This window comes from Arthrobacter sp. 9MFCol3.1, from assembly GCF_000620385.1.
Lineage (GTDB): Bacteria > Actinomycetota > Actinomycetes > Actinomycetales > Micrococcaceae > Arthrobacter.
In genome coordinates this window covers 38,007-63,835 of the sequence record NZ_JIBJ01000005.1, presented here as the reverse complement: position 1 = coordinate 63,835, position 25,829 = coordinate 38,007, and the positions used below count along the sequence as shown (strand labels likewise).

Below are 25,829 nucleotides of genomic sequence, written 5' to 3'. Positions count from 1 at the left end.
CTACCCTAGGGTGCGCCGTAACTGGCATCACGCCGGAGCCTGGCCGAGCGCTCCGTGGGATCCACTATAAATTGCCGGACGGAACTGCCGGACCAAAATGCCGGAACGCCAGGGCGCCAATCCGTTGCGAAAGCCGGGCCGGGCGCCTAGAGTCGGCGGACCAACTGGACAACTCACGAAAGGGATTTCCATGACTGACGACCCGACCCAGCCGGACAGCACGGGACCGGACAGCACCGAGCCAGAGGGCACCGAACCGGCCAGCGGTTCCGGTAAACCGGATCCCACCGGCGTCGTGGGCGCGAACCCGGCCCTGGACGACACAGGAAACCTCAAGGCCGCCGAGGTCGGGGAAGCACCCGAGGCCCCCGAGAATCTGGAGGACCTGGATCTCACCCCGGCGGGCCTGGCCGATGAGCCTGCCAAGCAGGAAGATCCCGACAGCCCGGCAAAGCCGGAAAACAGCTGACCGGGAAACAGCTGAGCCGGAAACAGCTGAGCCGGAAAACAGCTGACTATGCGCTGGCGGCCGCGGGTGCCGGCTCGGCAGCGGGCTCCACGGACTGGGCCTGGATGGCCGTGATGGCCACGGTGTTGACGATGTCCTCCACCGTGCAGCCGCGCGAGAGGTCGTTGACCGGCTTGCGCAGGCCCTGCAGGACCGGCCCGACGGCGACCGCACCCGAGGACTGCTGCACAGCCTTGTAGGTGTTGTTGCCGGTGTTCAGGTCCGGGAAGATGAACACGGTTGCCTGTCCGGCCACGGACGAGCCCGGCATCTTGGACGCGGCGATGGCGGCGTCCACGGCGGCGTCGTACTGGATGGGCCCCTCCACCGCGAGGTCCGGGCGCCGGCTGCGCACCAGTTCGGTGGCCTCCCGGACCAGGTCCACGGCCCCGCCCGAGCCGGAGCCGCCCGTGGAATAGGAGAGCATCGCGACCCGCGGCTCGACGCCGAACTGCACCGCCGTTTCCGCTGACGCCAGCGCAATGTCCGCGAGCTGCTCCACGTTGGGTTCAGGATTCACGGCACAGTCGCCGTACACCAGGACCCGGTCCGGCATGAGCATGAGGAACACGGAGGAGACGATCTTGACGCCGGGCCGGGTCTTCACGAATTCCAGTGCCGGGCGGATGGTGTGCGCCGTGGTGTGGGCGGCGCCGGAGACCATCCCGTCCACCACGCCGAGCTGGACCATCATGGTGCCGAAGTAGCTTTCGTCCTGCATGACCTCCAGGGCCTTGGCCAGGTCCACGCCCTTGTGCGCGCGCAGTTCCGCGTACTTGCGGGCGAAGTCGCCCCGGAGCTCGGACGAGGCCGGATCCACGATGTTGATGCCGGTGAGATCGACGCCATGGGTGGCTGCGACCTCGCGGACGTCGGCCTCGCGTCCGAGCACCGTGAGTTCGCAGACGTCGCGGCGGTGCAGGATCTCGGCGGCGCGCAGGATCCGCAGTTCCTTGCCCTCGGGCAGGACGATGTGGCGGCGCTGGGATCTGGCCCGCCCGATCAGCTCATGCAGGAACCGCAGCGGGGTCATCCGTTCCGGCCGGGGCAGGTGAAGGCGCTCCAGGAGCTCGGCCTCGTCCACCCGCCGGGCCCAGAGACCCAGGGCGGAGGCGATCTTGCGGCGGTGCCCGGACCAGATTTCGCTCCGGACCTCGGAGACGCGTTTGGCGGTGACGTAGGTGTCGTCGGGAGCAGCGAAGATCGGGAACGGCGCCTGCGCCAGCAGTGAGTAGATGGTCGGGTCCGGGGCCAGGCCGCCGGTGAGGATCAGGGCCGACGGCACCGGGAACTCCGGCGAGAACGAGGACGCCAGGCAGGCCACGAGCACGTCCGCCCGGTCGCCGGGGACGATCACCAGCGCGCCGTCGTTGAGCACGTGCAGGAAGTTGGCGACGTTCATCGCCGCGACCTTGATGGAACGGACATCGCGTTCCAGGTCCGGAAGGCCGGCCACCTGGCCGAGGCCCAGGGCCGAGGCGACCTCCCCGGTGGTGGGCCGGGCGATGTCATCCAATTCCGGGAAGACGTAGACAGGCCGGCCGGACGCGCCAGGCTTCACGGCGGCGGCAATGGCGTCGAGGTCTTCCGGGTCGGCACGGTTGACCATGATCGCCAGGAGCTCGCAGCGCTCCGCGAGGAGTTCCTTGCGCGCCACCTCGACGGCGTCCGCGGCCTCCGGCGCGGTGAGGCCGCGTGCGCCCACCACCGCCACCACGGGGGCGGCGAGGTTGTTGGCCAGCCGGGCGTTGAGGTCGAACTCGACGGCGGCGTCCTGCCCGGTCAGATCCGTTCCCTCGACGATCACGACGTCGCAGTGCTGGGACAAGTCGGCGAAGATTTCGACGCACCGGGAGTTGATTTCCTCGCGCTTTCCTTCGGCCAGGAGGCTGCGGACCTCGGCGAAGGTCAGGCCGCCGCGGCAGCGGTCGTCGTCCAGGCCGAAGCGGGACTTCATGACGGCCACCATGGGGTCCGAGGCGGCGTCGGGGCCGTTGACCACGGGCTTGAAGAAGCCGATCCGGTCCGCGTGCCGGTGGAGGGTGTCCGCCAGGCCCAGCGCTACGAGGGACTTGCCGGAGCCCGGGGTGGTCGCGCTGACATAGATTCCTTTGGCCATGCGTCCCAGCATACTTACACCCCTTGACAGCGGGCACCCACATGGGATTACCTAATGAACATTCGGTAAATAAAGCTGGAGGCAATGAGGCATGGCTGAACTGACGATTTCCGGTGACACTCACCCAATCCTGAAGGACGACTATGCCTCCGAATGGATGGGCATCGAAGTTCTCGCACTGGACGACGGACATGCCACGATCCGGATGAGGCTCCGGCAGGAAATGCTCAATGGCTTCGGCATGGCCCACGGCGGAATGATCTTCGCCTTCGGCGACACAGCCTTTGCACTGGCCTGCAACCCGGCCAGCGCGAAACCCGGCGAAGCCGGGATCGACAGCGGCACCATCACCGTGGCCTCCGGCGTCGACATCAACTTCCTCAAGCCGGCATTCCGCGGCCAGGTCCTGACCGCCGTCGCCAACCGCCGCGCCAGCACCGGGCGCAGCGGCCTCTACGACGTCCAGATCTACGCCGCCGATCCCGGCGCCGGCGCGGGCACTCCGCAGCCGGCACCCACCGGCTCGGTTCCCACCGCCACGGTCCCGGGCGAACTCCCCGCGGACCCCGCCACCCCTGCGGGCGAACTCATCGCCGAGTTCCGCGGCCGCAGCCGCACCATCTCCAAGAAATAGAAACAGGGACCCACAGATGACCCAAGAAACTGCCGCCGCCACAACTGACGCCGTCCTGGACCGCGAGGAGACCATCTCCCGCGACGAGCTCGAGGCGCTTCAGCTCAGCCGCCTGCAGCACACGGTGGCCTACGCCTATGACCGCGTCCCCCTGTACAAGCGCAAGTTCGACGCCGCCGGCGTCCACCCGGCGGACCTGCGTGAGCTCTCCGACCTCGCCAAGTTCCCCTTCACCACCAAGGAGGACCTCCGCCTCGAGTACCCCTTCGGCATGTTCGCCGTGCCCCAGCACGAGGTCGCGCGGATCCACGCCAGCTCCGGCACCACGGGCCGCGCCACCGTGGTGGGCTACACGAAGAAGGACCTCGCCGACTGGGCCAAGCTTGTGGCCCGCTCGCTGCGCGCCTCCGGCGTCCGGCCCGGCATGAAGGTCCACAACGCCTACGGCTACGGGTTGTTCACCGGCGGCATGGGCGCCCACGCCGGCGCCGAGGCCCTCGGCTGCACCGTCATCCCGATCTCCGGCGGCCAGACCGAGCGCCAGATCACGCTCATCCAGGACTTCAAGCCCGACGCCATCCTGGCCACCCCCACGTACCTGCTGACGATTGCCGACGCCATGATCAAGCAGGGCATCGACCCGGCCTCCACGTCCCTGAAGTACGCGGTCCTGGGCGCCGAGCCGTGGACCGAGGAAATGCGGCACGAGCTCGAGACCACCATGAACCTCAAGGCCTGCGACATCTACGGCCTCTCCGAGGTCATGGGCCCGGGCGTCGCCGGCGAAGCCGTGGAAACGCAGGACGGCAGCCACATCTGGGAGGACCACTTCCGGCCCGAGATCATCGACGCCTTCGACCCCACGGTGGTGCTGGGCGACGGCGAACCGGGCGAGCTCGTTTTCACCTCGCTCACCAAGGAAGCGCTGCCGATCATCCGGTACCGCACCAAGGACCTCACCCGGCTGCTGCCGGGCACCGCGCGTCCGGCACACCGCCGCATGGGCCGCATCACCGGCCGCAGCGACGACATGATCATCCTGCGCGGGGTGAACCTGTTCCCGTCCCAGATCGAGGAGATCGCCCTGCGCATCCCCGAGCTCAGCCCGCACTTCCAGCTGGAGCTGACCCGGCCCGAGGGACAGCGCATGGACCAGCTGACCGTGAAGATCGAGCGCCGCGACGCCGTCACGGTCAAGGGCGCCACGGACGCCGCCAAGGTCCTGCAGCAGCAGATCAAGATCCACGTCGGCTCCTCCTGCACAGTCGACGTCGTCGAACCCGGCTCCCTGGAGCGGTCCAACGGCAAGCTGCGGCGGATCTACGACCTGCGTCCCAAGGCCTGAATGAGCAGCCGATCGTGAGAAACTAGCCACTATGCCCAGCACAGCAACCACCACCACCAAGCGCGGCCGCCCCGGCTATGACCAGCAGTCCGTGCTGGTCATCGCCGTAGACGTATTCAACCGCCACGGCTACGACGCCACCTCGATGGGTATCCTCGCCGAGAATCTGGGCATCTCCAAGTCCGCGATCTATCACCACGTACCGTCCAAGGGCGACCTGCTGAAGCTCGCCCTGGACCACGCCCTGGGCGGGCTCGAGGCGATCCTGGACCAGCCCGGGGCAACCTCGGGTTCGGCCGATGCCCGGCTGGAGTTCGTGGTCCGCCAGACCATCTCGGTGCTGGTGGAGCGGCTGCCGTTCGTGACGCTGCTGCTGCGCCTGCGCGGGAACACGGAGATCGAGCGGGATGCGCTGGAGCGGCGCCGCACCTTCGACCACAAGGTCGCCGCACTGATTTCCGAGGCCCGGGATGAGGGCTCGCTCCGCCAGGACATTGACCCCCGCACCGTCACCCGGCTGCTGTTCGGCACCATCAACTCGATCGTCGAGTGGTACAAGCCGGGCGGTTCGCTGTCCCCGGAGAAGCTGGCCGACGACGTCATCACCATGGCGTTCCACGGCCTTCACGTCCCCCGCTGACCGCCTGCCGGCCGGCGGGTGGCCCGGCGAGTCGTTGACGGCAGGATAACGGACGCCCACCCTGTTGTCATGGCCACGAAGATCTCTGATGTCCTCTTCAGCACGTTCCCTGATTTGCGGTATCAGCCCACCGCGAAAAGGGTCCGTGCCCTGGCGGGCGGGCGGGCCGTCGTCGACACCCTGGGCGCGCTCCTGGTGTGGGAGCCGAAACGCGTCACCCCCCTCTACGCTGTTTCCGAAGGTGAGCTCCGGGCCGAGCTCGCGCCGCCGGGGCAGCAGGCGGGCGACGTCCCGGAGCACGGCTTCAGGATGGGCCGGGAGGGGCCGCCGGCACTGGATCCGCGCACGGCGTTCGGCAGGCACACGGCGGCCGGTGAGGAGCTCGACGTCGTCACCTCCCATGCGAGGCTGCCGCGCGCTGCCTTCCGGCCGGCGGACCCCGACCTCGCCGGCTATGTGGTGCTGGATTTCACCGCTTTCGACTGGCTCGAGGACGATGAGGAGATCATCGGCCACCCCCGTGATCCGTTCCACCGCGTGGACATCCGGGCGTCCTCGCTCACCGTTGAGGTGGGGATCGACGGCGTAACGCTCGCCGCGACGAACGGCGCGCAGCTGCTCTACGAAACCATGCTGCCGGTGCGCTACTACATTCCGCCGTCGGATGTGCGGCTGGATCTGATGGAGGAAAGCCCCAAACGGACTATCTGCCCGTACAAAGGCCAGGCGAGCTACTGGAGCTACCCGGGTTCCGCGCAGGGCAGGAATGTCGCGTGGAGCTATGACCGGCGGTTCCTCGACGCCGCCCAGATCCACGGACTTGTCAGTTTCTTCAATGAAAGAGTGGACATCACCGTGGACGGCGTCCGGCAGGAGCGCCCCGTCACGCCGTGGTCCCGCCCGGGCGGACCCGGGGCACCGGAGGCGTGAACCGCAGCGCTTTAGTGCTCTTTCACCCGCATTGGGTGACGACTGCTCCCGGCTGGAAGCGCTAGCTTGGAGAACATCTGAAGGACCACCTCTATCGCTTGTGAGACCTCACTCAAGGCTCCCCGCCGTCTGGCGGAAGGAGGAGGGATGATGTTCTGCCCGTTGATCACCGGTGACCCGCGGTGTTGCCGGCCGGGCACGCCGCCCCGAGCTGGAAGAAGGACATTCGGGGTCACCCGGATCGTCACAGTCGCGCCGGGTCGCCGAAAATGAGCGGGCCTGCAGCGTCGCCGCCGAGTTTCGATCCGGCCGTCGTCATTCGTTCCAGGGCGTACATTTCTGCGCTTGTGCTGGCAGCGGTCCTGGGCGTTCCCATCTCGGTCATTGCGTACGGCTTTCTCGCTTTGGTCGCGGCGGTCCAGCAGTACGTCTTCGTCGGGCTGCCGGAACAAGTCTTCGGGGGACCTGCTCCTGCCTGGTGGCCGGTTCCGTGGTTGGTGCTGTGTGGGCTGTTGACGGCGTCCACCATCCGGTATCTGCCGGGAACCGGGGGCCACTCACCGGCTTTCGGCTTCAAGACGGGCGGCGGTCCGCCCAGCGGCCGGGAGCTGGTGGGCATCGTTCTCGCGGCGCTGACCACGCTCAGCCTCGGTGCGGTGCTCGGGCCGGAGGGTCCGCTGATCGCGATCGGTGGCGGCCTCGGGGCGTTGGCGGTGCACCTGGCGAAGAAGGACGCCCCGCCGATGGCCCTGACGATCATGGCGTCGGCTGGCAGTTTCGCAGCGATCAGTACCCTGCTCGGATCCCCCGTGCTCGGTGCATTCCTGATCATGGAGGCCGCCGGAATCGGGGGAATGACGCTGAGCCTGATGGCCCTGCCCGGACTGCTGGCATCCGGCGTCGGGGCGCTGGTGTTCGTCGGCCTGGACGGCTGGACCGGGTTGGGCAGCTTCTCGCTGGCGCTGCCCGTCGTGCCGCCTGCGGTGCCGCCGACCCTGGCGACGCTGGGCTGGGCGGTGATCATGGGCGTCGTCGGCGCGCTGTTGGGATGGTTGATCCGCTGGGTCGGGCTCTCGCTTCGTCCGCTCGTGCACCTGAACCGGGTGTTGGTGACCTCTGGGCTCGGCCTGCTGATCGGTCTTGCCGCGATGGCCTACCAGTTGATCTCCGGGAAGAGCTTCACGCAGGTCTTGTTCTCGGGGCAGGACGCCCTTCCGGATCTGGTCGAACACGCCACGGACTACTCGCTTGCTGTGCTTCTTCTGCTGATCGCCTGTAAGGCCTTGGCCTACGGGCTCTCGCTGAGCGCTTTTCGTGGCGGGCCCGTGTTCCCTTCGATGTTCATCGGTGCGGCGCTGGGCATTGCCGCGAGCGGGTTGCCCGGAATGAATCTCGCGGCAGGGCTCGGCATGGGCATGGGAGCCATGTGCGCGGCCATGCTGCGGCTGCCGTTGACGTCGACGCTGCTGGCCACGCTGCTGCTGGGAGTGGACGGTGTGGCCGTAACACCGCAGGTGGTGGTGGCTGTGGCGGTGGCCTTCGTCATCTCCAACGTGCTTCCGGTCCCCGGGCCGAAAGCGCCCGCGGCGCCTGACGATGTCGGCAGCGTCCGACGTCGGGCCTCCTCGAGGGCCGACAATGACTGAGACCTCGAGCGCGGGCCGTCTGACCGTACGGGACCGGTGGATCGCCTGGTTGTTCATTATTGGCTCGAGTCTGTTCGCCCTGGGAGCGGTGCCGCTATACGCCGAGGCCGTGGGATTGCGCTTGTGTGCGCTCACCTTCTTCGTCGGTTCGCTGTTCTTCACCTCTGCGGCGTTCCTGCAGTACCGCGAAGCCGTTGACGCGCTCCCGGCCGTGGGTGCCACGCCGCGACATTCGTTTTGGGTTTGGGCGCCGCGAAATCCCGGTTGGCTTGCTGCCGCGGTTCAACTAGCCGGCACGCTGTGGTTCAACTGGAGTACGGCAAACGCAATGCGGGTCAATCTCAGTGCTGCGCTGACCGAGCAGCAGGTGTGGCGACCCGACGCTCTGGGTTCAGTCGCCTTCCTCGTTTCAAGCGGTGTGGCGTTGCGGGATGCCAGTCGCGCCATTGCCGGCAGGCCCAGGCCCCGGGTGTGGACGATCGGCGTGATCAACGTGGCCGGCTCTGTTGCGTTCGGCATCTCGGCTGTCGCGGCCTTTGTCATACCGTCGAGCGGCGATGTCTGGAACGCCGAGCTCTCCAATCTCGGCACATTCGTGGGAGGCCTGTGCTTCCTCACCGGCGCGATTCTGATGCTGAGTCCAGAATCCACCGATGCCTCGTCTCCCGCGGGCCGGGGAACTCATCCGTAACACCTTTTCAACAGTCTCTGAAGGAGAAGTGATGTCAATAAATTCCCAGCCATCGGATGCCGACGCGGCACTGTTCGGCAACCGCTTTGTCACCAAGGAAGTTCCGAGCCGGGAGTTCCCGGAGACCGGTCTTCCTGCTCAGGACGCTTTGCGGCTGGTGTCGGAGGACCTGGCGCTGGAGGGTGACCCGGCCCGGAACCTGGCGACCTTCGTGACGACATGGATGGAGCCGGAGGCCCAGCAGATCATCGCCGCGAACCTGCACCGCAATTTCATCGACCACGCCGAATATCCCCGCACGGCCGAGATCGAGCAGCGCTGCATTCGGATGCTCGCCGACCTCTTCCACGCGCCCGGCGAGACGACGGGAGCCCGAACCCAGGGATCGTCCGAGGCGATCATGCTCGGCGGCCTGTCCCTGAAGTGGAACTGGCGCAAGCGCCGCGAGGCCGCCAGCGCGTCGACGTCGAACCCGAACCTGGTGTTCGGCGGCGACGTGCATGTCGTGTGGGAGAAGTTCTGCCGCTACTTCGACGTCGAGCCGCGGATCGTGCCCCTGCAGCCGGGGAAGTACACGATCGGCCCGGAGGACGTGCAGGCCCATATCGATGAGAACACCATCGGCGTCGCAGCCGTGCTGGGCACGACGTTCACCGGGCACAAGGACGACATCGTCGGCATCAACGACCTGCTGGTCCGGATCAAGGGTGAGCGGGGCCTTGATGTGCCGCTGCACGTGGACGGGGCCAGCGGGGGGTTCGTCTGGCCCTTCCTGTACCCGGACTCCGAGTGGGACTTCCGGCTGGAGCAGGTCCGCTCGATCAATGTCTCCGGGCACAAGTTCGGACTGGTCTATCCCGGCATCGGCTGGCTGATCTTCCGGGAGAAGGCCGATCTGGCAAAGGACCTCGTCTTCGAGGAGAACTACCTCGGCAAAACCGACTCGACGTTCACCCTGAACTTCTCCACCGGCTCGGCGATGGTTCTCGCCCAGTACTACAACTTGGTGCGCTATGGCCGCGCCGGTTACACCTACATCATGCAGAACATGCAGACCAACGCCCGCGTCCTCGCCGAGAAGTTGGAAGCCATGGGCCGGTTCGAGATCATCGGCCCTGACGAGGAGCAACTCCCCCTGGTCGCGTTCCGGCTCGCCGCCGACCCCGGGTACGACGAGTTCGACATTGCCTGGCAGCTGGCGGCTGAGCGCGGCTGGATGGTGCCGGCCTACACCCTGCCGCCGAACGCCCAGGACGTGACGATCATGCGGGCGCTGGTCAAGGAAACGATGAGCCGCGAGCACGTCGACACGCTCGCCCGGGACATCGAGGAGGCGTGCTCAACGCTGGCGAAGAAGGGCGGCGCGCACGAATCCGAACGCAAGAAGATCGTCACCGGCCCCGGCCACTGACCGGGTGCACCGGTGACACGCCCGGCCCGGGACATCCGCCCGGGCTGGCGCGGGAACCGGCAGCGGTTCGTGCCTGCCAGACGGGGTTGGGAGCCCGGATCTAGTCCCCGGCCTTGGGTCATTTCTTCTCCGTGACCGCTGTCGTTTCGCGCTGGGTCGCGGCCCAGCTGGCGAGGACTTTCAGGGCGTCCTCGGAGGGTGTCCCGGGATCTGCTGTGTAGACGTTGATGCGCAGTCCCGGGTCCGCGGGCAGTTCCAGTGCTTCGAAGCTCAGGTCCAGGTCCCCCACGATCGGGTGGTGGAGCCGTTTGCGGCCGGTGCGGTGGTACTTCACGTCGTGCCGGGCCCACCGGGTGCGGAACTCCTCGCTGCGGGTCGAAAGCTCTCCGATCAGGTCGGTGAGGTCCCTGTCGTAGGGGTTTTTCCCGGCAGTGGAGCGCAGGACCGCGACGATGTCGTCCGCGCTGCGTTCCCAGTCGGCGAAGAACTCCCGCGCTTTCGGGTTCAGGAAGGTGAACCGTGCGCTGTTCGGCGGAGTGGTTGTTTCGGCCATCAAGTCCAGGTAGAGCGCACGGCCGAGCTCATTGGCGGCGAGGACATCCCCGCGGTCGTTGCGGACCCAGGCCGGCGCCGTCGTGATCGCATCAATGACGCGTTGCACGCTCGGCCGCACCGTCTGCGGGCTGCGCTTTCGCCGGACCCGGGGAGCGGCCGTGGCCGCGCGGGCCAGGTCAAAAAGGTGGGCCGTCTCGGCGTCGTCAAGCTTCAGCGCACGGCAGAGGGCTTCAAGGACGCTGTCCGAGGCGCCGGAGAGGTTTCCGCGCTCAAGGCGGATGTAGTAATCGATGCTCATCCCGGCGAGCATCGCGACTTCCTCGCGGCGCAGCCCGGTAACGCGGCGGTTGCCGCCGTAGACCGGGAGGCCGGCCTCGTCCGGCGTGATCCTGGCACGGCGGGAGGTCAGGAACTTCCGCACGTCGTCGCTGTGTGTCATGGCCTCCACGCTACCCGCGGCCGATGCGACGAGGGAGGCACTGGCATTACCCGGAACGACCGTGACTCCCCGCCGTTGAGGGATCAGGGTTGCATTGAAAGCATGAAACCTGAACCGGCACCTGCTGCCCACCCGGCAGCGATCCTGGCGATCATCCTCGTCAGCTACTTCATGATTTTGCTCGATAACTCGGTCATCTTCACGGCCCTGCCGAGCCTGCAGGCGGATCTGCAGCTGAGCACGGGTGAGCTCTCGTGGGTCCAGGACGCGTATACCCTGGTCTTCGGCGGCCTGCTGCTCCTCGGCGCCCGGGCAGGAGACCTGCTCGGCCGGCGGCGCGTCTTTGTGTTCGGGCTGGTGGTGTTCTCGATCGCGTCGCTACTGATCGGCCTGGCCCCGGCGGGCTGGTGGGCGATCGCCGGCCGGGCGATCCAGGGTATCGGGGCGGCGATTGTCGCGCCTGCCTCGCTGTCCCTGCTCACGGCGAGCTTCCCGGAGGGCCGTGGGCGCACCCGGGCCGTGGCGTTGTACGGCGCGACCGCAGGGATTGGTGCCAGCCTGGGCCTGGTCATCGGCGGGGCGTTGGCCCATTGGATCTCATGGCGTGCCGGGTTCTTCGTCAACGTACCCATTGGCGCGGCCATGATCGCGCTCGCTCCGCGGTTCCTCCCGGAAACCGGTCGGGCGAGCGGCCGCTTCGACGTGTTCGGGGCGCTCAGCGCGACCCTGGGTGTCGGCGCTCTCGTGTTCGGCATCATCAACACCGCCGACGCGGGCTGGACCTCCCCGGCCACGGTCACGGCCGTCACCGCCGGCGTCGGACTGCTCATCGTGTTCGTGCTGATCGAACGCGGGGCCGCCCAGCCGATCATGCCGCTGCGGCTGTTCGCCAGCCGCCGCCGCACCGGCGCCTACGTTGCACGCTTCCTGTACTTGGGCGCGATGATTGCGTTCTTTTTCTTCACCACCCAGTTCCTGCAGGAGGTACTCGGTTTCGACCCCCTGCAGGCCGGCCTGGGATTCCTGCCCATGACGGCCGTCAACTTCGCCGTCGCAATGAGCATCCCGCGGCTCCTGAACCGGATGCCGGGCTCATTTCCCCTCGTGGCCGGCATCCTGGTCACCCTGGCCGGGATGTTCTGGCTCAGCCGGGTCGGCGTCGACTCCTCCTACCTGACGGGCGTCGCTTTCCCGATGGTCCTCATCGGAGCCGGACAGGGCTTGGCTTTTGCGCCCCTTACGTCGTTCGGCATCGTTGGTGCGCCCGCGGCCGACGCCGGCGCGGCATCGGGCCTGCTGAACACCTTCCATCAGGTGGGCACCTGCCTCGGGCTGGGCATCGCGGTCGCGGCCGCAGCCACCGTCCCGGCCGCCGGTTCTGCCGTGGCGCACCTGGCCGCGCAGGTCAGCGCTGCCCTCACGACAGGCAGTGTCCTGCTGCTCCTTGCCCTGGCTGTCACCGCGGCCCTCATCCTGCCGGCTGACCTCGCGGCCCGCCGGGCCCGGACACCGCTCGGGGCCGCGCCCGAGGCGCTGCCCGCCCGCTGACCTCTCAACATCCGAGATGGGGGTACTCACGTGCCCTCCCACAATCCCGCACCTCTGAATACCGTGAAAGGCATGCACATGGAACTCACTCTCAACAACGGCGTCACGATGCCAGCCCTCGGCCTGGGCGTCTTCCACAGCGCGCCGGAGCAGACGACGGCGGCCGTCGAGGCGGCGCTGGAGGCCGGCTACCGGCACATCGACACCGCAGCCGCGGCGTACATCGACGCCCTCGAGCCCGGCGTGCGCAACGAACCGGATCCCGACGAGGCCCGCGAAGAGCGCTTCGCCATGGTCATCCCCGAAGCCTGAGACAGAGAGAAGGAACCACCATGAAATACCGCCCCCTTGGCCGCACAGGCGTGCAGGTCAGTCCCCTATGCCTCGGCGCGATGATGTTTGGCCCCTGGGGCAACAACGACACCGCGGACTCCATTCGCATCATCCACCGCGCCCTCGACGCGGGCATCAACTTCATCGACACCGCCGATGTCTACTCCGGCGGGGCATCCGAGGAAATCGTCGGGCAGGCACTGGAAGGCCGGCGTGAGGACGTGTTCCTCGCCACGAAGTTCTTCATGCCCATGGGCGAAGACCCGAACCAGCGGGGTGGATCCCGCCGCTGGATCATGCGGGCGGTGGAAGACTCCCTTCGCCGGTTGAACACCGATTACCTCGACCTCTACCAGGTACACCGGCCCAGCCCCGACACGGACGTGGAGGAGACCCTCGGCGCCCTCACCGACCTGGTCCGCCAGGGCAAGGTGCGTTACATCGGGTCCTCGTCGTATTCCGGATCCCAGATCGTGGAGGCCCAGTGGGCATCCCGGGACCGCAACCTGGAGCGGTTCGTCACCGAGCAGCCGCCGTACTCGATCCTCGTGCGCGGCATCGAGGAAGACATCCTTCCCACGGTGCAGCGCCACGGCATGGGCACCCTCACCTACAGTCCGCTCAGCGGCGGCTGGCTCTCCGGGCGCTGGCGCAAAGACTCAGCGTCCGCCCCCACCTCGAGTGCCCGCCCGAGCGCCCGGTTCGACATGACGAGCCCGGCCAACCAGCGCAAGCTCGACATCGTCGAAGAACTCGCCCAGCTGGCCGAACAGGCCGGGCTGACACTCATCGAGCTGGCCATCGCCTTCGTGATCAACCACCCCGGCGTCACGGCCGCCATCGTGGGACCGCGCACCATGGAACAGCTCGAGTCCTACCTGCCCGCCGCGGACATCACATTGGCCACCGACGTGTTGGACCGCATCGACCAGCTGGTCGCACCCGGCGTGACCGTCAACCCGGACGACAACAGCTACGGCGCCAACGAACTCACGGCGCAGTCACGGCGTCGGACGACCCCGTGACCGCCGCGGCTGTCGAGGCCCGCGGCGACGGCTGGGTCATGGCACGCACGGTCGCAGCAACCTGGTAACAGCCGGACACCTCCAGCCCGTCCTACGGGCGGATGCACCAAAAACATACATCGAGCAGATCGAGCTTCCACTGAAAGAAGGAACATCATGACTGACCAACCCAAGCAGGTCGGCGGGGGCCGGAACATGTTCGGAGACTTCGCCCCGAAGCTCGCCGAGCTCACCGACGACGTCCTCTTCGCGGACGTCTGGAACCGCCCGGAGCTTCGGGCCCGTGACCGCAGCCTCATCACCGTCGCCGTACTCACGGCCGGCGGCAACACCGAACAGCTCGGCTTCCACCTTGGCCGCGCCATCGAGAACGGCGTCGCCCAGGAAGAACTCATCGAAGCCATCACCCACGTTACGCTCTACGCCGGCTGGCCCAAGGGCATGGCCGCCATGGGCGTCGCCAAGCAACTCTTCACCGAGAGCAAGTAAGGATCACCATGAACATCGAACCCACTGTCCCCACGTCGAAGAACCCGCCGGCCCGGTTCGCCGGCGACGTCTGGCTCGATCCGATCGCGCTCCCGCACGAGCCGGATCAGACGATGGTGGTCGCGACCGTCCGATTCGCGCCCGGAGCCCGCACCGCCTGGCACTCCCACGAACACGGCCAGTACCTCCGCGTCACCCAGGGCGTGGGCCGCTTCGGGACCCGGGACGGCAAGATCATCGAGGTCCACCCCGGCCAGACGCTCTACACGCCGCCCGGCGAGGAGCACTGGCACGCAGCTGCCCCTGGCTGCTTCATGGAACATATCGCCATGCTCCAGAACGGCGAGGACCCCGCGGCCACCACCACGTGGGGCGCGCACATCACCGACGACGAGTACAACGGCCGCTGACCAGCCTGCGAGGCACTGGCGGGGCGCCCTGGATGACCGCAGGCAACAGAAAGGGCGCCCCGCTGAGCCGGAGCGCCCGAAAAATCGCCGTTGCCCGCCGTTTAGAGCTGGTAATCAGCTGCCGTGGTGATGTTCTCGTGGACGCACAGAATATTGTGCTCGGAGTCCATGAACCAGGCGCATTTCTCTGAATCCGTTGTACAAATGTGGTTCTCGGTCTTGAGATCCGGGCGATCGTAGTCCTGGAACATGACGCCCTTTGCCTCCATTTCCTGGACGGTGCGCTCGATCTCGTTGACTTCGAAGCTCAGGGTGGTGTGCTCTGAGTGCTTTCCATCCTTGACTGGCATCAGCTGCAGCATTGGGCCGCCTTCTGAGCCGAACAATTCGCTTCCGTCATCTGCCACGCCGCGGTGCGGGAGCCCCAAAGTGTCCGCGTAGAAATGCCGGGCACGCGCTGCATCATCAACTGGCAGGACTGTTGTGGCTTTATTGAGTACTAGGGTCATTTCGCCACCTCCTACGAGCAAGATTTTACGCCGGAGCGTGGTGGAAAGAGCCTGTAAATTGCCCCGCGGACAGCTGACGCTCCCTCACATTTTGCAGCCCAACAGCCAACGCCCCCTAAGAAGGTGAGGGAGCGTCGGCTGTGGAATCGCAGGAAGTGAGAGAGCGTCGGACGGGCTACTTCTCGACGAGGGTCAGGACGTCGTAGGTCGCCACGATTTCGTCGTTCTGGTTGGTCAAGACGGCGTCCCAGGCCACCTCGCCGTATTCGTCGGTCTCGCGCGGGGTGATCTTCTTGGCCGTCAGAGTCACCCGGATGGAGTCGCCCGCAGCCACCGGGGTGATGAACCGCAGGCTCTCCAGCCCGTAGTTGGCCAGGACCGGGCCCGGTGCGGGCTCCACGAACAGGCCGGCGGCCCAGCTGAGCAGGAGGTAGCCGTGCGCCACGATGCCGGGGAAGAAGGGGTTGGCCGCCGCGGCTTCCTGGTTGGTGTGGGCGTAGAAGGTGTCCCCGGTGGAGTTCGCGAACTTGGTGATTTCCTCCAGCGAGACCTCACGCAGCTCCGAGCGGATGGCGTCGCCGATGTGCAGCGTGGCCAGGGATTTCCGGAACGGGTGCTGGCCCTCGGTCTCGAGCGTGAAGTTGCGGTCGGCGCCGGTGTGCCACACCCCGGTGACGGCGGTGAGCATGTTCGGCGAGCCCTGGATGGCGGTGCGCTGCATGTGGTGCATCACCGAGCGGATTCCGCCGAGCTCTTCGCCGCCGCCGGCGCGGCCGGGACCGCCGTGGACCAGGTGCGGGACCGGGGAGCCGTGGCCGGTGGAGCTGCGGGCGTCCTCGCGGTTGAGCATGAGCACACGGCCGTGGTGGGCCGCGATACCGGTGACCAGCTGCTGGGCCACGGCGGGATCGTTCGTGCAGACCGAGGCGACGAGAGAGCCGCCGCCGCGGGCGGCGAGGCGGACGGCGTCGGCCAGGTCCGTGTAGCCGATCACCGAGGACACCGGGCCGAAGGCCTCGAGCGAGTGGACCTCCTCGGCCTCCGGGTTGGCCCAGCTCAGCAGGACCGGGGACATGAAGGCGCCGCCGTCAACGACGCCGATGCTTCCGTCCGCGCTGGTGACCTTGGGCGCATCGAGCGTGCCGTAGGCGAGCTCCCCGCCGGCGTCGAGCATGGACTGGACGGCGGCGCGCACGTCGGCGAGCTGCTCGAGGGAGGCCAGGGCGCCCATGGTGACGCCCTCGGCGCGGGGATCACCGAGCACCACGCGTTCGCGGATGCGGTCCCCCACGGCCGCGGTGACGTCGGCGACGAGGTCCTGCGGCACGATTGCGCGGCGGATCGAGGTGCATTTCTGGCCGGCCTTGGCGGTCATCTCGGTGACGAGGGACTTGATGAAGGCGTCGAATTCCGGTGTGCCCTTGACGGCGTCCGGGCCCAGGATCGCGGCGTTGAGCGAGTCGGTCTCGGAAGTGAAGCGGACCCCGCCCTTGACCACATTGGGGTGGGATTTGAGCGTGTTGGCGGTCGAGGCGGAGCCGGTGAAGGCCACGAGGTCGCGGTAGTCCAGGTGGTCCAGCAAGGTGCGGACGGAGCCGGAAATCAGCTGCAGCGAGCCGGTGGGCAGGATGCCGGATTCGTCGATCGCCTTGACCACGGCCGCGGCCACGTACCCGGTGGGGGTGGCGGGCTTGACGATGGTGGGGACGCCGGCGAGGAAGGCCGGGGCAAGCTTCTCCAGCATGCCCCAGACCGGGAAGTTGAAAGCGTTAATCTGCACGGCGACGCCGGGAATGCGGGTATAGATGTGCTCGCCGGCGAACGAACCGTCGCGGGACAGCACCTCCATGGGGCCATCCACCACCACCTGGGAATTGGGCAGCTCGCGGCGGCCCTTGGACCCAAAGGTGAACAGGACGCCGATGCCGCCGTCGATGTCGATCATGGAGTCGATCTTGGTGGCGCCGGTCTGCGCCGAGAGCGCGTAGAACTCCTCGCGGCGGCCGTTGAGGTACTGCGCCAGCTCCTTGAGCTTGAGCGCGCGCTGGTGGAAGGTCAGCGTGCCAAGTTCCGCCTGGCCGGTGGTGCGGCCATAATCCACGACGGCGGCGAGGTCGAGCCCCTCGGTGCTCACCTTCGCCAGGAGCTCGCCGGTGCTGGCGTCCAGTACCGGCGCCGCGCCGGCGGCGGAGGTGGCGTCGGGAGTCCACCAGGAACCCCGGATGAAACTGGGAACGATCTCGACAGTGTCTACTGTGGGTGCGGCTGTGGTGGTCATCGTTGACGGGTCCTTCCAACGGGGGAGCAAGATCAACACGGCCGGAACATTACTGACCGTCCGTTCGGTAATATGATCTACAGTACATGAATGAGGCCTGCCGCACACTAGCCGCGGCGGCACCGACTGTCCGGGCCCCGGCCGGGCGGCAACAAAGGAGACGCTATGACGCCCGAGACCGGCAGTACCGACTTGTGGAAGATTACCCTGGGCGAACTCGACGAGAAGATGGGCGTGAAGATCGTCGAGGAGTCCGTGGACCGCGTGGTGGCGACCATGCCGGTGGAGGGCAACCGGCAGTCGTTCGGGCTCCTGCACGGCGGCGCCTCACTGGCCGTGGGCGAGGCCGTGGGATCCTGGGCCGCCGTCATCCACGCCAGCACCCTGGGCAAGACGGCGGTGGGCGTCGACGTCTCGGCCACGCACCACAAGTCGGCCCGCGAGGGACTGATCACGATCACGGCAACCCCCATCCATCTGGGCGGCACCCTGACCACCCACGAGGTGCTGATCACGAACGAGGCCGGCCAGCGGATCTGCACGCTGCGGATCACCAACCTGCTGCTGGACCGCAAGGCCTGAGTAGCGTCCCCGCCCCTCGAGGTCGCCGGAACCGTGCGGGGTCGCCGTATCTTTCCGGCGACCCCGCAGCGTTCCGGCGAGCCGGGGCCTTAGCGGCTGAGCAGCCGGGGGCTGAGCACCCGGCTACACCGGACTCCGCCGGCGATGTAGGGCCGATGGACCCGGAAGGACCGCTGCCCCGGCTGTTAGCGTGGAAGTGCTGAGTCGCCCGGCACCGCTGGGTATCACCGGTCTCACCGGAAGGGATGCACCATGCTCTCAGACACTTCACTTCCCGTCATCCAGGCAACGCTTCCCGTGGTCGGCGAGCACATCGAGGAGATCGCCAAGCGCTTCTACAAACATATGTTCGAGGCGCAGCCGGATCTCCTGGACGGGCTGTTCAACCGGGGGAACCAGGCGGATGGCCGCCAGCAGCAGGCACTCGCAGGATCCATCGCGGCATTCGCCGGCATGCTCGTGGAGAAACCGGACCAGGTGCCGGACCATCTGCTCTCCCGGGTGGCCCACAAACACGTCTCGCTGGGACTGAGCCCGGACCAGTACCAGATTGTCCACGACCACCTCATGTGGGCGATCGTGGATGTTCTGGGGGATGCGGTCACGCCCGAGGTCGCCGCGGCCTGGGACGAGGTCTACTGGCTCATGGCGAACCTGCTCATCAACAAGGAGCGCGGGCTGTACAACGCAGTGCACCTGACCCCCGAGACCATTTGGCGGACGTGGCGGGTGGTGCAGCGGATCCAGGAGACCGCCGACGTCGTCTCGTTCGTCGTCGAACGGACCGACGAGCGGGACGTCAAACCGTCCCTGCCCGGGCAGTACGTGACTCTCAAGATGACCATGCCCGACGGCGTACAGCAGCCCCGGCAATACAGCCTGACCAAGGCCGACGACGGCCAGCACCGGCAGTTCGCTGTCAAGAGGGTCCACGGACTTCCGACTCCCGACGGCGAGATGTCCACGCTGCTCCACAACGATGTCCAGGTGGGCGACGAGGTGGTGCTCTCAGCACCGTTCGGCGACGTAGTGCTGGAGTACACGGACCGGCCCCTGGTCATGGCCAGCGCCGGAATCGGCATCACGCCCATGGCCGGAATGCTCTCCCACCTCGTGCAATCCGGGTCGCGACGCCAGGTGATGCTCCTGCATGCCGATGACAGCGAGGCAACCTTCCCGCTCAGCGCGCAGGTCACGGAGGATCTCGCGAAACTCGCGGACGGGACCCTGAAGACGTGGTTCCTGACTCCCGCGGAGGCGGCGGAGACCGGCGGGGCGGGCGAGACCGGCGGGACGGGGGAGACCGGCGGGACGGGCGAGACCGGCGGGGCGTCCGGGTCCGTGTTCTCCGGTTTCATGGACGTCAGCGACGTCGAACTCCCCGACGACGCCGAGTACTACCTCTGCGGTCCCCTGCCGTTCCTGAAATCGGTCCGGAGCGCCTTGATTGCCGGTGGCGTGCCAGCCAAGGACATTCAATACGAGGTTTTCGGCCCGGATCTCTGGCTGGCCGACTTCCAGTAACCGCGCCGGGCTGTTCTGTCCCGACCGCGCGGATTCGCCCAAAACTCGCGGGGTCGCCGTAGCCGTACGGCGACCCCGCAGGTTTCCGGCGAGCCCGGGCTTGGAGCCCCTGCTTACCGCACCGCCCGGCGCCGGCCGAACGCCACGAAGGCCGCGCCGAGCAGCAGGGCCCCGGCACCGAGCCCGGCGACAGGCAGAAGCCCCCCGGCGCCCGTGCTCGCCAACTGGTCTGCGGTGCCCGGTGTGTTGCCGGGTGCTGTGCTGTCCGGTGCTGTGTTGTCCGGTGCTGTGCCGCCCACGCTGACGGAGGTGTCCGACGGCGGGGCGGGGGCCTGCACCGGTTTGGCCGGTCCGGAGGGAGCCCCGGCGGGGTTGGCCGGCTGCTGCGGGACTGCCGGCTGGCCGGGCGTTGCCGGCGTCCCGGCTCCCGGTTTCCCGGATCCCGGCGTGCCGGCCGGGGTGCCCCCGGGAGCAGGCGCGGCATCGACAACGAATGCCACGGCTGCCGGCAGCGATGCGACACCGTCAATGGCTTGCGTCACGGTCACGGTGTGCGCTCCGGCGGCAAGTTTCGCGGGGAACGGGACACTCCACCGTGCACTGCCGGCCGAGGTCTGCGTGATCCCGGGCTCAAGCGCGGTCTCCGCCGCTCCGGAGCCGGGACCGGCCTGCACGGAGTCAACAGCAACGCCGTCCACCGCCACGGCCACGTCGGCGCCATCAATTGCCCTGCCGGAGATGGTCGCTGGGAGGGCGTCCTGGCGCAGGTGTTTGCCGTCCCTGAGGTTCGACACCGCCGGTGCCGGCGGAATGACGGAGTAGGTGCGGGTCACCGCGGGGCTGTCCACTTCTCCGGGGGCGGTGAGCACGGCCGTGACCGAAATTTTTCCGAAGACCGGCTGATCGGCCACGTTGATGCTCCAGCGGCCGTCTGCGTCGACGAGTCCGGTCCCGGTGAGGTCGCCGGAGAGCCGCACCGTGCCTCCGGCTTCTCCGGTGCCCGCGATGGTTTCGATGGCGGCGAGTCCGGGGCCGTCCACCGGTGAGGTGATGGCCGGAGCCGCGAGGCTGGAGACGTCGACGGACAAGGCGACTGTACCGGAGCCGCTGAAGCCGTTCACGGTTTCAGCGGAGAACTTGAAGGTCCCGGCCGACGACGGTGCGGGGAACTGCCAGTTTCCCGACGCGTCGACCGGCACTTCCAAGGGCTCGCCGTCCTTCTGGCCTGGTGTCTGGCCCGGTTTGTGGTTCAGGACGGTGATGCGGACCTTGGAATTCGGAGCCACCACAGAGGCCGGACCGGCATCGATGTGCCCGGTAATCGGCTCACCCGCTGTGACAGGTGCGTTGAAGGCCGCCGCGAGCGTTGGCTTGGCCAGGAACAGTTGCAGCTGGACACCGCCGGGGACGTGGCCCATGGCGTCCTCGAGGGAGGTCGCGATGGCCCGTGTCTGGACGCCCTCGTCTGTACTTTCAGCCCCTGTGTGCAGCCCGACAGCGAAATTCCCGCTGATCCACGGCCCGCCGGAGTCCCCGCCGCCGGAGGTGACGGACGTCGAGTCGAAGCCCCGGACCGCCCGGAGATCGTTGTCATAGTCCGGCGGCAGTGAATTTGGCCCAGGGATGGCCCAGATGCCGACCGAGTCCACCGTGCCGCACCTCCACCCGGTGGTCCGGCCGGAACGGCACACGGGCTGGCCTTGGAAGGGCGCCACAGTTCCCACGATCTTCACGGACGTCGGTCCCGGATCGGCAGGATTGTCCCATCGGGTGACGGCGGGCTGGAGGTCCAGGCCTCTCCTGATGCCTTGGAGGACGGTGATGTCCGTGCCGACGTTGGTGCCGTCCGACGCAACCCTGGAATTGCCGGAGCCGCCGAACTGGCTGAACCCGAATGTGCCCAGGATCCCGGCGGCCTCACCCGAACCGGCACCCCCGGCCGCCGGCGCACCCGCCGGATTTTCGATCTCGGCCTGCTTCGCGGAGCCGTCACCGGCGCAGTGCCCGGCGGTCAGGACCAGAGGCTCGCCCGCCGGGCTGAAGGCCCCGAACCCGGCCGAACAGAGCGTGCGTCCGTCAACGATGTACCCCTGGCCGCCAAAGTAGTCTTCCTCGGTGGTGATCCGGGATCCTTGTTCCAGCGTCACGTTGGCGTAGCGGGCCACGAACTCGGCCGCGGACATCTTCGTGCCCGGCTCTCCCGCCGGCTCCAGATTCAATCCGGCATCCAGAACGGCGCCGGAGGCGGGAACGGACTGCGCCGTGTTGGTGCCGCCGGTGCGGATGACGAAGTGGCCGTCGGTGTAGGTGACGGCCTGGAGCCCGGCGGTCCCGACCTCGCGGACGTAGGCCTCGAACAGTTGCTGGGTGCTGGAGGCCAGCAACTCCGCGGCCGAGGGGACAGCGGTGGCGGCCGCGGGGGCGGCAAGCAGGAAGTCGGCCGGGCCGGACCGGTTCAGTTCGGCCACGCGGGCCCGGAGGTCGGGGCCGACGCCTTCAACCGCGATCTTGCCGCCGGAGAGGCTGATCCCCACGTAGCCGGGGAGCGCACGCAGGGAGGGCGCGGCGTCGGCGGCCCGGCGGGCAAGGGCACCGGCGGCGTCGAATTCCGCAAGGGTCATGCCCAGATCCCGCCGCACGGCCTCGGCGAGCCCGGCATCGCTGATCGGCGTCGCGGACGGCACCGCAGAAGAACCGGCCAAAGGCGCGTCAGACGGCGCCGGCACCGGCGCGGCCGGACTGGGGCTAGCCGCCGGCGCCGGGTCCGTCGCGGCCGGACTGGGGCTAGCCGCCGGCACCGAGCCGGTAGGGGCCGGGGCGTTGGCTTCGGCCATTGCCGGGACTGCGGTCACCGCAAAGGCAGGCAGGGTACCGGCAAGCGCAATCGCGAGGGCCGCAGCGGCCCGCCCCAGCGGCTGGAACTTCGGAGTCTTCACTGGCCTACCCTAACTGCGCGCACCCTATCTGCCGAGCTTTCCCAGGATGGCCGCGAGTTCCTCGGACGTCACTCCGTGGCGGACCAGGTAGTCCGCGGTGTTGAGGGACCGGACGAAGTGCAGCAGGCTCTTGCCCCGGGATTCCAGCAGGGGCACCAGCACGTTCTCGGGCAGGAAACGCTCGTGGGGATGCGGGACGGCAGCGTGCCGGAGGTGCTCGTTGATGCCCCGCATGGAGCGCTGGTAGCCGCGCACAATGGCCTCGTCGCTGTCGCCGGCGAGGTCCTGGAGCATGGCGGCGATCATGCCGCTCCGGTCCCGCCCGGCGGAGCAATGGATCACCACGCCGCCATCCGCGGCGGCCACCGCTTTGAAGACACGGGCCAGCAGGTGCGGGAACAGCCTGGCGTTGTCGGCATAACAGGCGGGGTCGTTCAGGTAAGGCACGCAGAGCTCGCGGAATTCGCGGTTATCCGGGTCTTCGGTGGGGGCCAGCACGACGTCGAAGCCGGCCAGGGCCGCCGCCTGCACCGGCGGATCGGTCTCCCGGCGCCGGATTTCGGCTTCGTTGCGGAGGTCGATGACGGTCCGGATGCCCCGGCGGTGCACCTGCCGCCAGCCGGCCTCGGTGAGCCACTCCCGGCGTCCCATGCGGAACACGTCCCCGGCCACGTGCCACGCGTTGACGGCCCCATCCCACTCCATCGTCCCGGGCACCGCCTGCCCCTTGGCTTGGCCCAGGGGCGCTGCAGGAATCGTCATCCAGACAGCTAAGCACACGCACCGGCGCGATCCGCGGCAGGATTCACAAACGTTATACAGAGTGGGACCATTGGCAGAGTCTGGGGTTCACGCCTCGCGACCCGTTTCACGGCAGGCGCGCTGAAACCAGCGTGCCACTGAGGGGAAACACCATGGGAACTCTGAAACTTCGACGCCGGCGAACGGCTCTGGCGGCCGGTCTCGCCACCCTGGCCATGGCGGCCGGTGTGGCGGTTGTGCCGGCGCAGGCTGTGGACAGGACCAGGTACGTTGCACTCGGAGACTCCTACGCCGCCGGGCTGGGGGCGGGGCCGTACTTGGATGATTGCTACCGCAGCGAGAACAGCTATTCCGAACTCGCTACCCACACGAAAACCGTCAAGCTGGTTGCCAACGCCGCCTGCAGCGGCAAGACGACCCAGGACGTCGTCGACACCCAGCTCAACCGGCTGAACAGGGCTACCGGGCTCGTCACCATCACTGCTGGCGGCAACAATCTCCGGTTTGCGGAAATCCTCGCCTCCTGCGGCGCTGCCATCGTCAATCCCGCCGCGGACCCACTGTGCGAGGCCGCCGGCGCCTACGCGGAGGACCAGATCTCCAGCCACAAACTGGCCGGTGACGTGACCGCGATGATCCAGCGCGTGAAGGCTGCCGCGCCCAACGCCAACGTTGTGGTGACGGGCTACCCCTACCTCTACGATCCGGTCGCCCCCGGCCAGACTGATTCGATGTCCCGGTTCATCTACAAGGCCACGCACTTGGCTGACGGCCTGAACGGCTCCATCGCCGCCGCTGCCCGTGCCACCGGGGCGGAGTACGTCGATGTCCGGGCCGCCTTCGCCGGTCACGGCGTCAACTCTGCGGCCCCGTGGATCAATCTCCACCGTTGGGCCCCGGCCAGTCCGGAAAACTTCCACCCGAACGCCAAGGGCTACGAGGCGTACTTCGCATCCCTTAGTGCGGCCAAGGCCTACTCGGCACCCTAGCGCCGCTTGGCCAGCCTTGATTCAAGGGCGTTCCGGACCATCGGCCACTCGTGTTCCAGGATGGAATACACGACGGTGTCGCGCAGCGCCCCGTCAGCGCTGCGCGTGTGGCTGCGGAGCACGCCGTCCTGTTTGGCCCCCAGCCGGGTGATTGCCTCCCGGGACTGGTGGTTGAGCCAGTGCGTCCGGAACTCGACGGCGGGGCAGCCCAGCGTCTCGAAGGCGTGCCGCAGCAGCAGCAACTTGGAGTCCGGGTTGCTGCCGCTGCCGTGTGCGGACGCCGCGTTCCAGGTGGAGCCGATCTCCACCCGGGGCGTGGCGGCGTCGATGTTCATGTAGGTGGTCATCCCGATCACCCGGCCCGGTCCGCCCGTGGCGGGGTCGAGCAGCCGCGTGGTGAAGGGCAGCATGGCGCCGCTGTCCTGCAGGGCCAGGCGCCGCTCGATCTCGGCGGCCATCTGCTGCGGGGCGGGCACGCTGGTGTACCAGAGGTGCCACAGCTCGCCGTCGCGGGCCGCCTCGACGAGGCCGTCATGGTGGTCCTGGCTCAGCGGCTCAAGGACGACGTATTTGCCGGTCAGGGTGATGGGGGCGATCGCGGTGCGGTCCAGGGAGGTCACCGCACCATCCTAGGGGCACGGACGAAGGCCGGTCACTTGGTCCAGTCGAAGAAGCCCTTGCCGGACTTGCGTCCCAGTTCGCCGCGGGCAACCTTGTCGCGGAGGATCTGCGGCGGAGCGAAACGATCGCCCAGCGTGGACTGCAGGTACTCCGCGATGCCGAGGCGGACGTCCAGGCCCACAATGTCGGTGGTCCGCAGCGGGCCCGTGGGGTGCTTGTAGCCCAGAACCATGGCGTTGTCGATGTCTTCGGCGGTGGCCACGCCCTCTTCCACCATGCGCATCGCTTCGAGGGCGATCGCGACGCCCAGCCGGGAGGAGGCGAAGCCAGGTGCGTCGTTGACCACGACGGCGGTCTTGCCGAGCGCTTCGACCCAGCCTCGGGCGGCCTGGGCCAGGGCGTCGGAAGTCTGCTCGCCGAGGACCACCTCGATGAGCGTCGACGCCGGCACCGGGTTGAAGAAGTGCAGGCCCAGGAAGTTCTGCGGCCGCTTCAGTTCACGGGCCAGCCCGTTGACGGACAGCGACGACGTGTTGGAGGCAAGGTAGGCGCTGTCGGCGAGCCGTTCCTCGATGCCGCGCAGCGCCGTGACCTTCAGGTCCCAGTCCTCCGGAACGGCCTCGACCACCAACTGCCGGCCGGCGAAGTCGTCATAGTCCACCGTGACCGCGAGCCGGGAAACGATCTCGTCCAGGTTGCCGTCCACGGCGCCCCGCTCGATGCTCTTGGCGGCGGCGGACTCAACCCGCTCCCGGGCTGCCTCGGCCGACGCTTCATCGCGCTCGACCACCACCACGTTGGCTCCGTTGATCAGGAAGGCGTGGGCGATGCCGGCGCCCATGCGGCCGCCGCCGAGAACTCCGACGGATGCGGGGAGGTTATCGGGGAGTACGGAGTTGCCCATG

23 protein-coding genes and 1 pseudogene are annotated in these 25,829 nt (G+C 67.9%); 16 read left to right on the top strand and 8 right to left on the bottom strand.

Going from position 1 to position 25,829, the window contains the following annotated elements:
- Window positions 1-190: 190 nt before the first annotated feature.
- A complete protein-coding gene (locus tag C560_RS0105505; RefSeq protein WP_026537437.1) occupies window positions 191-469 on the top strand; it encodes a hypothetical protein in 279 nt (92 codons plus the stop codon).
- A 46-nt stretch (window positions 470-515) separates the two neighbouring features.
- On the opposite strand, the gene pta is transcribed toward C560_RS0105505, so the two are convergent.
- Window positions 516-2,627 carry a phosphate acetyltransferase gene (gene pta / locus C560_RS0105500; protein WP_043422711.1) on the bottom strand — a complete coding sequence of 704 codons (2,112 nt, stop codon included), beginning with the start codon at window positions 2,625-2,627 and terminating at the stop codon, window positions 516-518.
- Between the two features lie 91 nt (window positions 2,628-2,718).
- On the opposite strand from pta, the gene C560_RS0105495 reads away from it, so the two are divergent.
- The 7 genes from C560_RS0105495 (at window position 2,719) to C560_RS0105465 (ending at window position 9,924) form a co-directional block, all read left to right on the top strand.
- Complete coding sequence (locus C560_RS0105495) at window positions 2,719-3,261, top strand: hotdog fold thioesterase (protein ID WP_026537435.1); 543 nt, start codon at window positions 2,719-2,721, stop codon at window positions 3,259-3,261.
- A gap of 16 nt (window positions 3,262-3,277) precedes the next feature.
- Entirely contained in the window at window positions 3,278-4,606 is a 1,329-nt protein-coding gene (paaK, locus tag C560_RS0105490) for a phenylacetate--CoA ligase PaaK (protein WP_026537434.1), read from the top strand.
- 31 nt (window positions 4,607-4,637) lie between these two features.
- The gene (locus tag C560_RS0105485) at window positions 4,638-5,246 is read left to right on the top strand and encodes a TetR/AcrR family transcriptional regulator (protein ID WP_026537433.1); all 609 of its coding nucleotides are present in this window, start codon (window positions 4,638-4,640) and stop codon (window positions 5,244-5,246) included.
- A gap of 69 nt (window positions 5,247-5,315) precedes the next feature.
- A complete protein-coding gene (locus tag C560_RS0105480) occupies window positions 5,316-6,176 on the top strand; it encodes a DUF427 domain-containing protein (RefSeq protein WP_026537432.1) in 861 nt (286 codons plus the stop codon).
- A 269-nt stretch (window positions 6,177-6,445) separates the two neighbouring features.
- Window positions 6,446-7,822, top strand: a complete 1,377-nt coding sequence (locus tag C560_RS0105475; protein ID WP_051533027.1) for a chloride channel protein — start codon at window positions 6,446-6,448, stop codon at window positions 7,820-7,822.
- Entirely contained in the window at window positions 7,815-8,513 is a 699-nt protein-coding gene (locus tag C560_RS21315; RefSeq protein WP_043422641.1) for a hypothetical protein, read from the top strand. The genes C560_RS0105475 and C560_RS21315 overlap by 8 nt, the downstream gene beginning before the upstream one ends.
- Before the next feature lie 31 nt (window positions 8,514-8,544).
- Window positions 8,545-9,924, top strand: coding sequence for a glutamate decarboxylase (locus tag C560_RS0105465; protein WP_026537430.1), 1,380 nt, complete (start codon window positions 8,545-8,547; stop codon window positions 9,922-9,924).
- Between the two features lie 118 nt (window positions 9,925-10,042).
- Here C560_RS0105465 and C560_RS0105460 read toward each other — a convergent pair whose 3' ends face one another.
- Complete coding sequence (locus C560_RS0105460; protein WP_026537429.1) at window positions 10,043-10,918, bottom strand: helix-turn-helix transcriptional regulator; 876 nt, start codon at window positions 10,916-10,918, stop codon at window positions 10,043-10,045.
- Between the two features lie 102 nt (window positions 10,919-11,020).
- Here C560_RS0105460 and C560_RS0105455 point away from each other — a divergent pair, with 102 nt between their 5' ends.
- From C560_RS0105455 to C560_RS0105435, 5 genes and pseudogenes are all read left to right on the top strand, one after another.
- A complete protein-coding gene (locus C560_RS0105455) occupies window positions 11,021-12,466 on the top strand; it encodes an MFS transporter (RefSeq protein ID WP_026537428.1) in 1,446 nt (481 codons plus the stop codon).
- 78 nt (window positions 12,467-12,544) lie between these two features.
- A pseudogene (locus tag C560_RS0105450) lies at window positions 12,545-12,682 on the top strand (aldo/keto reductase); the annotation flags it as partial.
- Between the two features lie 116 nt (window positions 12,683-12,798).
- Window positions 12,799-13,824: an aldo/keto reductase gene (locus C560_RS0105445; RefSeq protein WP_026537426.1), complete on the top strand. Its 1,026-nt coding sequence runs from the start codon at window positions 12,799-12,801 to the stop codon at window positions 13,822-13,824.
- 156 nt (window positions 13,825-13,980) lie between these two features.
- Entirely contained in the window at window positions 13,981-14,313 is a 333-nt protein-coding gene (locus C560_RS0105440) for a carboxymuconolactone decarboxylase family protein (protein ID WP_026537425.1), read from the top strand.
- An 8-nt stretch (window positions 14,314-14,321) separates the two neighbouring features.
- Window positions 14,322-14,723, top strand: coding sequence for a (R)-mandelonitrile lyase (locus C560_RS0105435; RefSeq protein WP_026537424.1), 402 nt, complete (start codon window positions 14,322-14,324; stop codon window positions 14,721-14,723).
- Between the two features lie 101 nt (window positions 14,724-14,824).
- Here the strand turns inward: C560_RS0105435 and C560_RS0105430 are convergent, their stop codons facing one another.
- A complete protein-coding gene (locus C560_RS0105430) occupies window positions 14,825-15,232 on the bottom strand; it encodes a VOC family protein (RefSeq protein ID WP_026266718.1) in 408 nt (135 codons plus the stop codon).
- Window positions 15,233-15,407: 175 nt separating this feature from the next.
- Complete coding sequence (paaZ, locus tag C560_RS0105425) at window positions 15,408-17,510, bottom strand: phenylacetic acid degradation bifunctional protein PaaZ (protein ID WP_026537423.1); 2,103 nt, start codon at window positions 17,508-17,510, stop codon at window positions 15,408-15,410.
- 165 nt (window positions 17,511-17,675) lie between these two features.
- On the opposite strand from paaZ, the gene C560_RS0105420 reads away from it, so the two are divergent.
- Together C560_RS0105420 and C560_RS0105415 are read left to right on the top strand one after the other, a co-directional pair.
- Window positions 17,676-18,092, top strand: coding sequence for a PaaI family thioesterase (locus C560_RS0105420; RefSeq protein ID WP_026537422.1), 417 nt, complete (start codon window positions 17,676-17,678; stop codon window positions 18,090-18,092).
- Between the two features lie 252 nt (window positions 18,093-18,344).
- On the top strand, window positions 18,345-19,616 hold the full coding sequence (locus C560_RS0105415) for a globin domain-containing protein (protein ID WP_026537421.1): 1,272 nt from the start codon (window positions 18,345-18,347) through the stop codon (window positions 19,614-19,616).
- Between the two features lie 113 nt (window positions 19,617-19,729).
- Here C560_RS0105415 and C560_RS0105410 read toward each other — a convergent pair whose 3' ends face one another.
- The gene (locus C560_RS0105410; RefSeq protein WP_026537420.1) at window positions 19,730-22,552 is read right to left on the bottom strand and encodes a hypothetical protein; all 2,823 of its coding nucleotides are present in this window, start codon (window positions 22,550-22,552) and stop codon (window positions 19,730-19,732) included.
- 24 nt (window positions 22,553-22,576) lie between these two features.
- On the bottom strand, window positions 22,577-23,257 hold the full coding sequence (locus C560_RS0105405; protein WP_026537419.1) for a tyrosine-protein phosphatase: 681 nt from the start codon (window positions 23,255-23,257) through the stop codon (window positions 22,577-22,579).
- Between the two features lie 209 nt (window positions 23,258-23,466).
- Here C560_RS0105405 and C560_RS0105400 point away from each other — a divergent pair, with 209 nt between their 5' ends.
- Window positions 23,467-24,303, top strand: a complete 837-nt coding sequence (locus tag C560_RS0105400) for an SGNH/GDSL hydrolase family protein (RefSeq protein ID WP_043422636.1) — start codon at window positions 23,467-23,469, stop codon at window positions 24,301-24,303.
- Here C560_RS0105400 and C560_RS0105395 read toward each other — a convergent pair.
- Both C560_RS0105395 and C560_RS0105390 read right to left on the bottom strand, forming a co-directional pair.
- Window positions 24,300-24,923, bottom strand: coding sequence for a GNAT family N-acetyltransferase (locus tag C560_RS0105395; RefSeq protein WP_026537417.1), 624 nt, complete (start codon window positions 24,921-24,923; stop codon window positions 24,300-24,302). The genes C560_RS0105400 and C560_RS0105395 overlap by 4 nt on opposite strands.
- Window positions 24,924-24,955: 32 nt before the next feature.
- Entirely contained in the window at window positions 24,956-25,828 is an 873-nt protein-coding gene (locus C560_RS0105390; protein ID WP_018775085.1) for a 3-hydroxyacyl-CoA dehydrogenase family protein, read from the bottom strand.
- Between the last annotated feature and the right edge of the window lies 1 nt (window position 25,829).

Bases quoted from the DNA above. Each gene is read 5' to 3' on its own strand.
- C560_RS0105505 (WP_026537437.1), top strand. From the start codon at position 191: ATGACTGACGACCCGACCCAGCCGGACAGCACGGGACCGGACAGCACC.
- pta (WP_043422711.1), bottom strand. From the start codon at position 2,627: ATGGCCAAAGGAATCTATGTCAGCGCGACCACCCCGGGCTCCGGCAAG.
- C560_RS0105495 (WP_026537435.1), top strand. From the start codon at position 2,719: ATGGCTGAACTGACGATTTCCGGTGACACTCACCCAATCCTGAAGGAC.
- paaK (WP_026537434.1), top strand. From the start codon at position 3,278: ATGACCCAAGAAACTGCCGCCGCCACAACTGACGCCGTCCTGGACCGC.
- C560_RS0105485 (WP_026537433.1), top strand. From the start codon at position 4,638: ATGCCCAGCACAGCAACCACCACCACCAAGCGCGGCCGCCCCGGCTAT.
- C560_RS0105480 (WP_026537432.1), top strand. From the start codon at position 5,316: ATGGCCACGAAGATCTCTGATGTCCTCTTCAGCACGTTCCCTGATTTG.
- C560_RS0105475 (WP_051533027.1), top strand. From the start codon at position 6,446: ATGAGCGGGCCTGCAGCGTCGCCGCCGAGTTTCGATCCGGCCGTCGTC.
- C560_RS21315 (WP_043422641.1), top strand. From the start codon at position 7,815: ATGACTGAGACCTCGAGCGCGGGCCGTCTGACCGTACGGGACCGGTGG.
- C560_RS0105465 (WP_026537430.1), top strand. From the start codon at position 8,545: ATGTCAATAAATTCCCAGCCATCGGATGCCGACGCGGCACTGTTCGGC.
- C560_RS0105460 (WP_026537429.1), bottom strand. From the start codon at position 10,918: ATGACACACAGCGACGACGTGCGGAAGTTCCTGACCTCCCGCCGTGCC.
- C560_RS0105455 (WP_026537428.1), top strand. From the start codon at position 11,021: ATGAAACCTGAACCGGCACCTGCTGCCCACCCGGCAGCGATCCTGGCG.
- C560_RS0105445 (WP_026537426.1), top strand. From the start codon at position 12,799: ATGAAATACCGCCCCCTTGGCCGCACAGGCGTGCAGGTCAGTCCCCTA.
- C560_RS0105440 (WP_026537425.1), top strand. From the start codon at position 13,981: ATGACTGACCAACCCAAGCAGGTCGGCGGGGGCCGGAACATGTTCGGA.
- C560_RS0105435 (WP_026537424.1), top strand. From the start codon at position 14,322: ATGAACATCGAACCCACTGTCCCCACGTCGAAGAACCCGCCGGCCCGG.
- C560_RS0105430 (WP_026266718.1), bottom strand. From the start codon at position 15,232: ATGACCCTAGTACTCAATAAAGCCACAACAGTCCTGCCAGTTGATGAT.
- paaZ (WP_026537423.1), bottom strand. From the start codon at position 17,510: ATGACCACCACAGCCGCACCCACAGTAGACACTGTCGAGATCGTTCCC.
- C560_RS0105420 (WP_026537422.1), top strand. From the start codon at position 17,676: ATGACGCCCGAGACCGGCAGTACCGACTTGTGGAAGATTACCCTGGGC.
- C560_RS0105415 (WP_026537421.1), top strand. From the start codon at position 18,345: ATGCTCTCAGACACTTCACTTCCCGTCATCCAGGCAACGCTTCCCGTG.
- C560_RS0105405 (WP_026537419.1), bottom strand. From the start codon at position 23,257: ATGGAGTGGGATGGGGCCGTCAACGCGTGGCACGTGGCCGGGGACGTG.
- C560_RS0105400 (WP_043422636.1), top strand. From the start codon at position 23,467: ATGGGAACTCTGAAACTTCGACGCCGGCGAACGGCTCTGGCGGCCGGT.
- C560_RS0105390 (WP_018775085.1), bottom strand. From the start codon at position 25,828: ATGGGCAACTCCGTACTCCCCGATAACCTCCCCGCATCCGTCGGAGTT.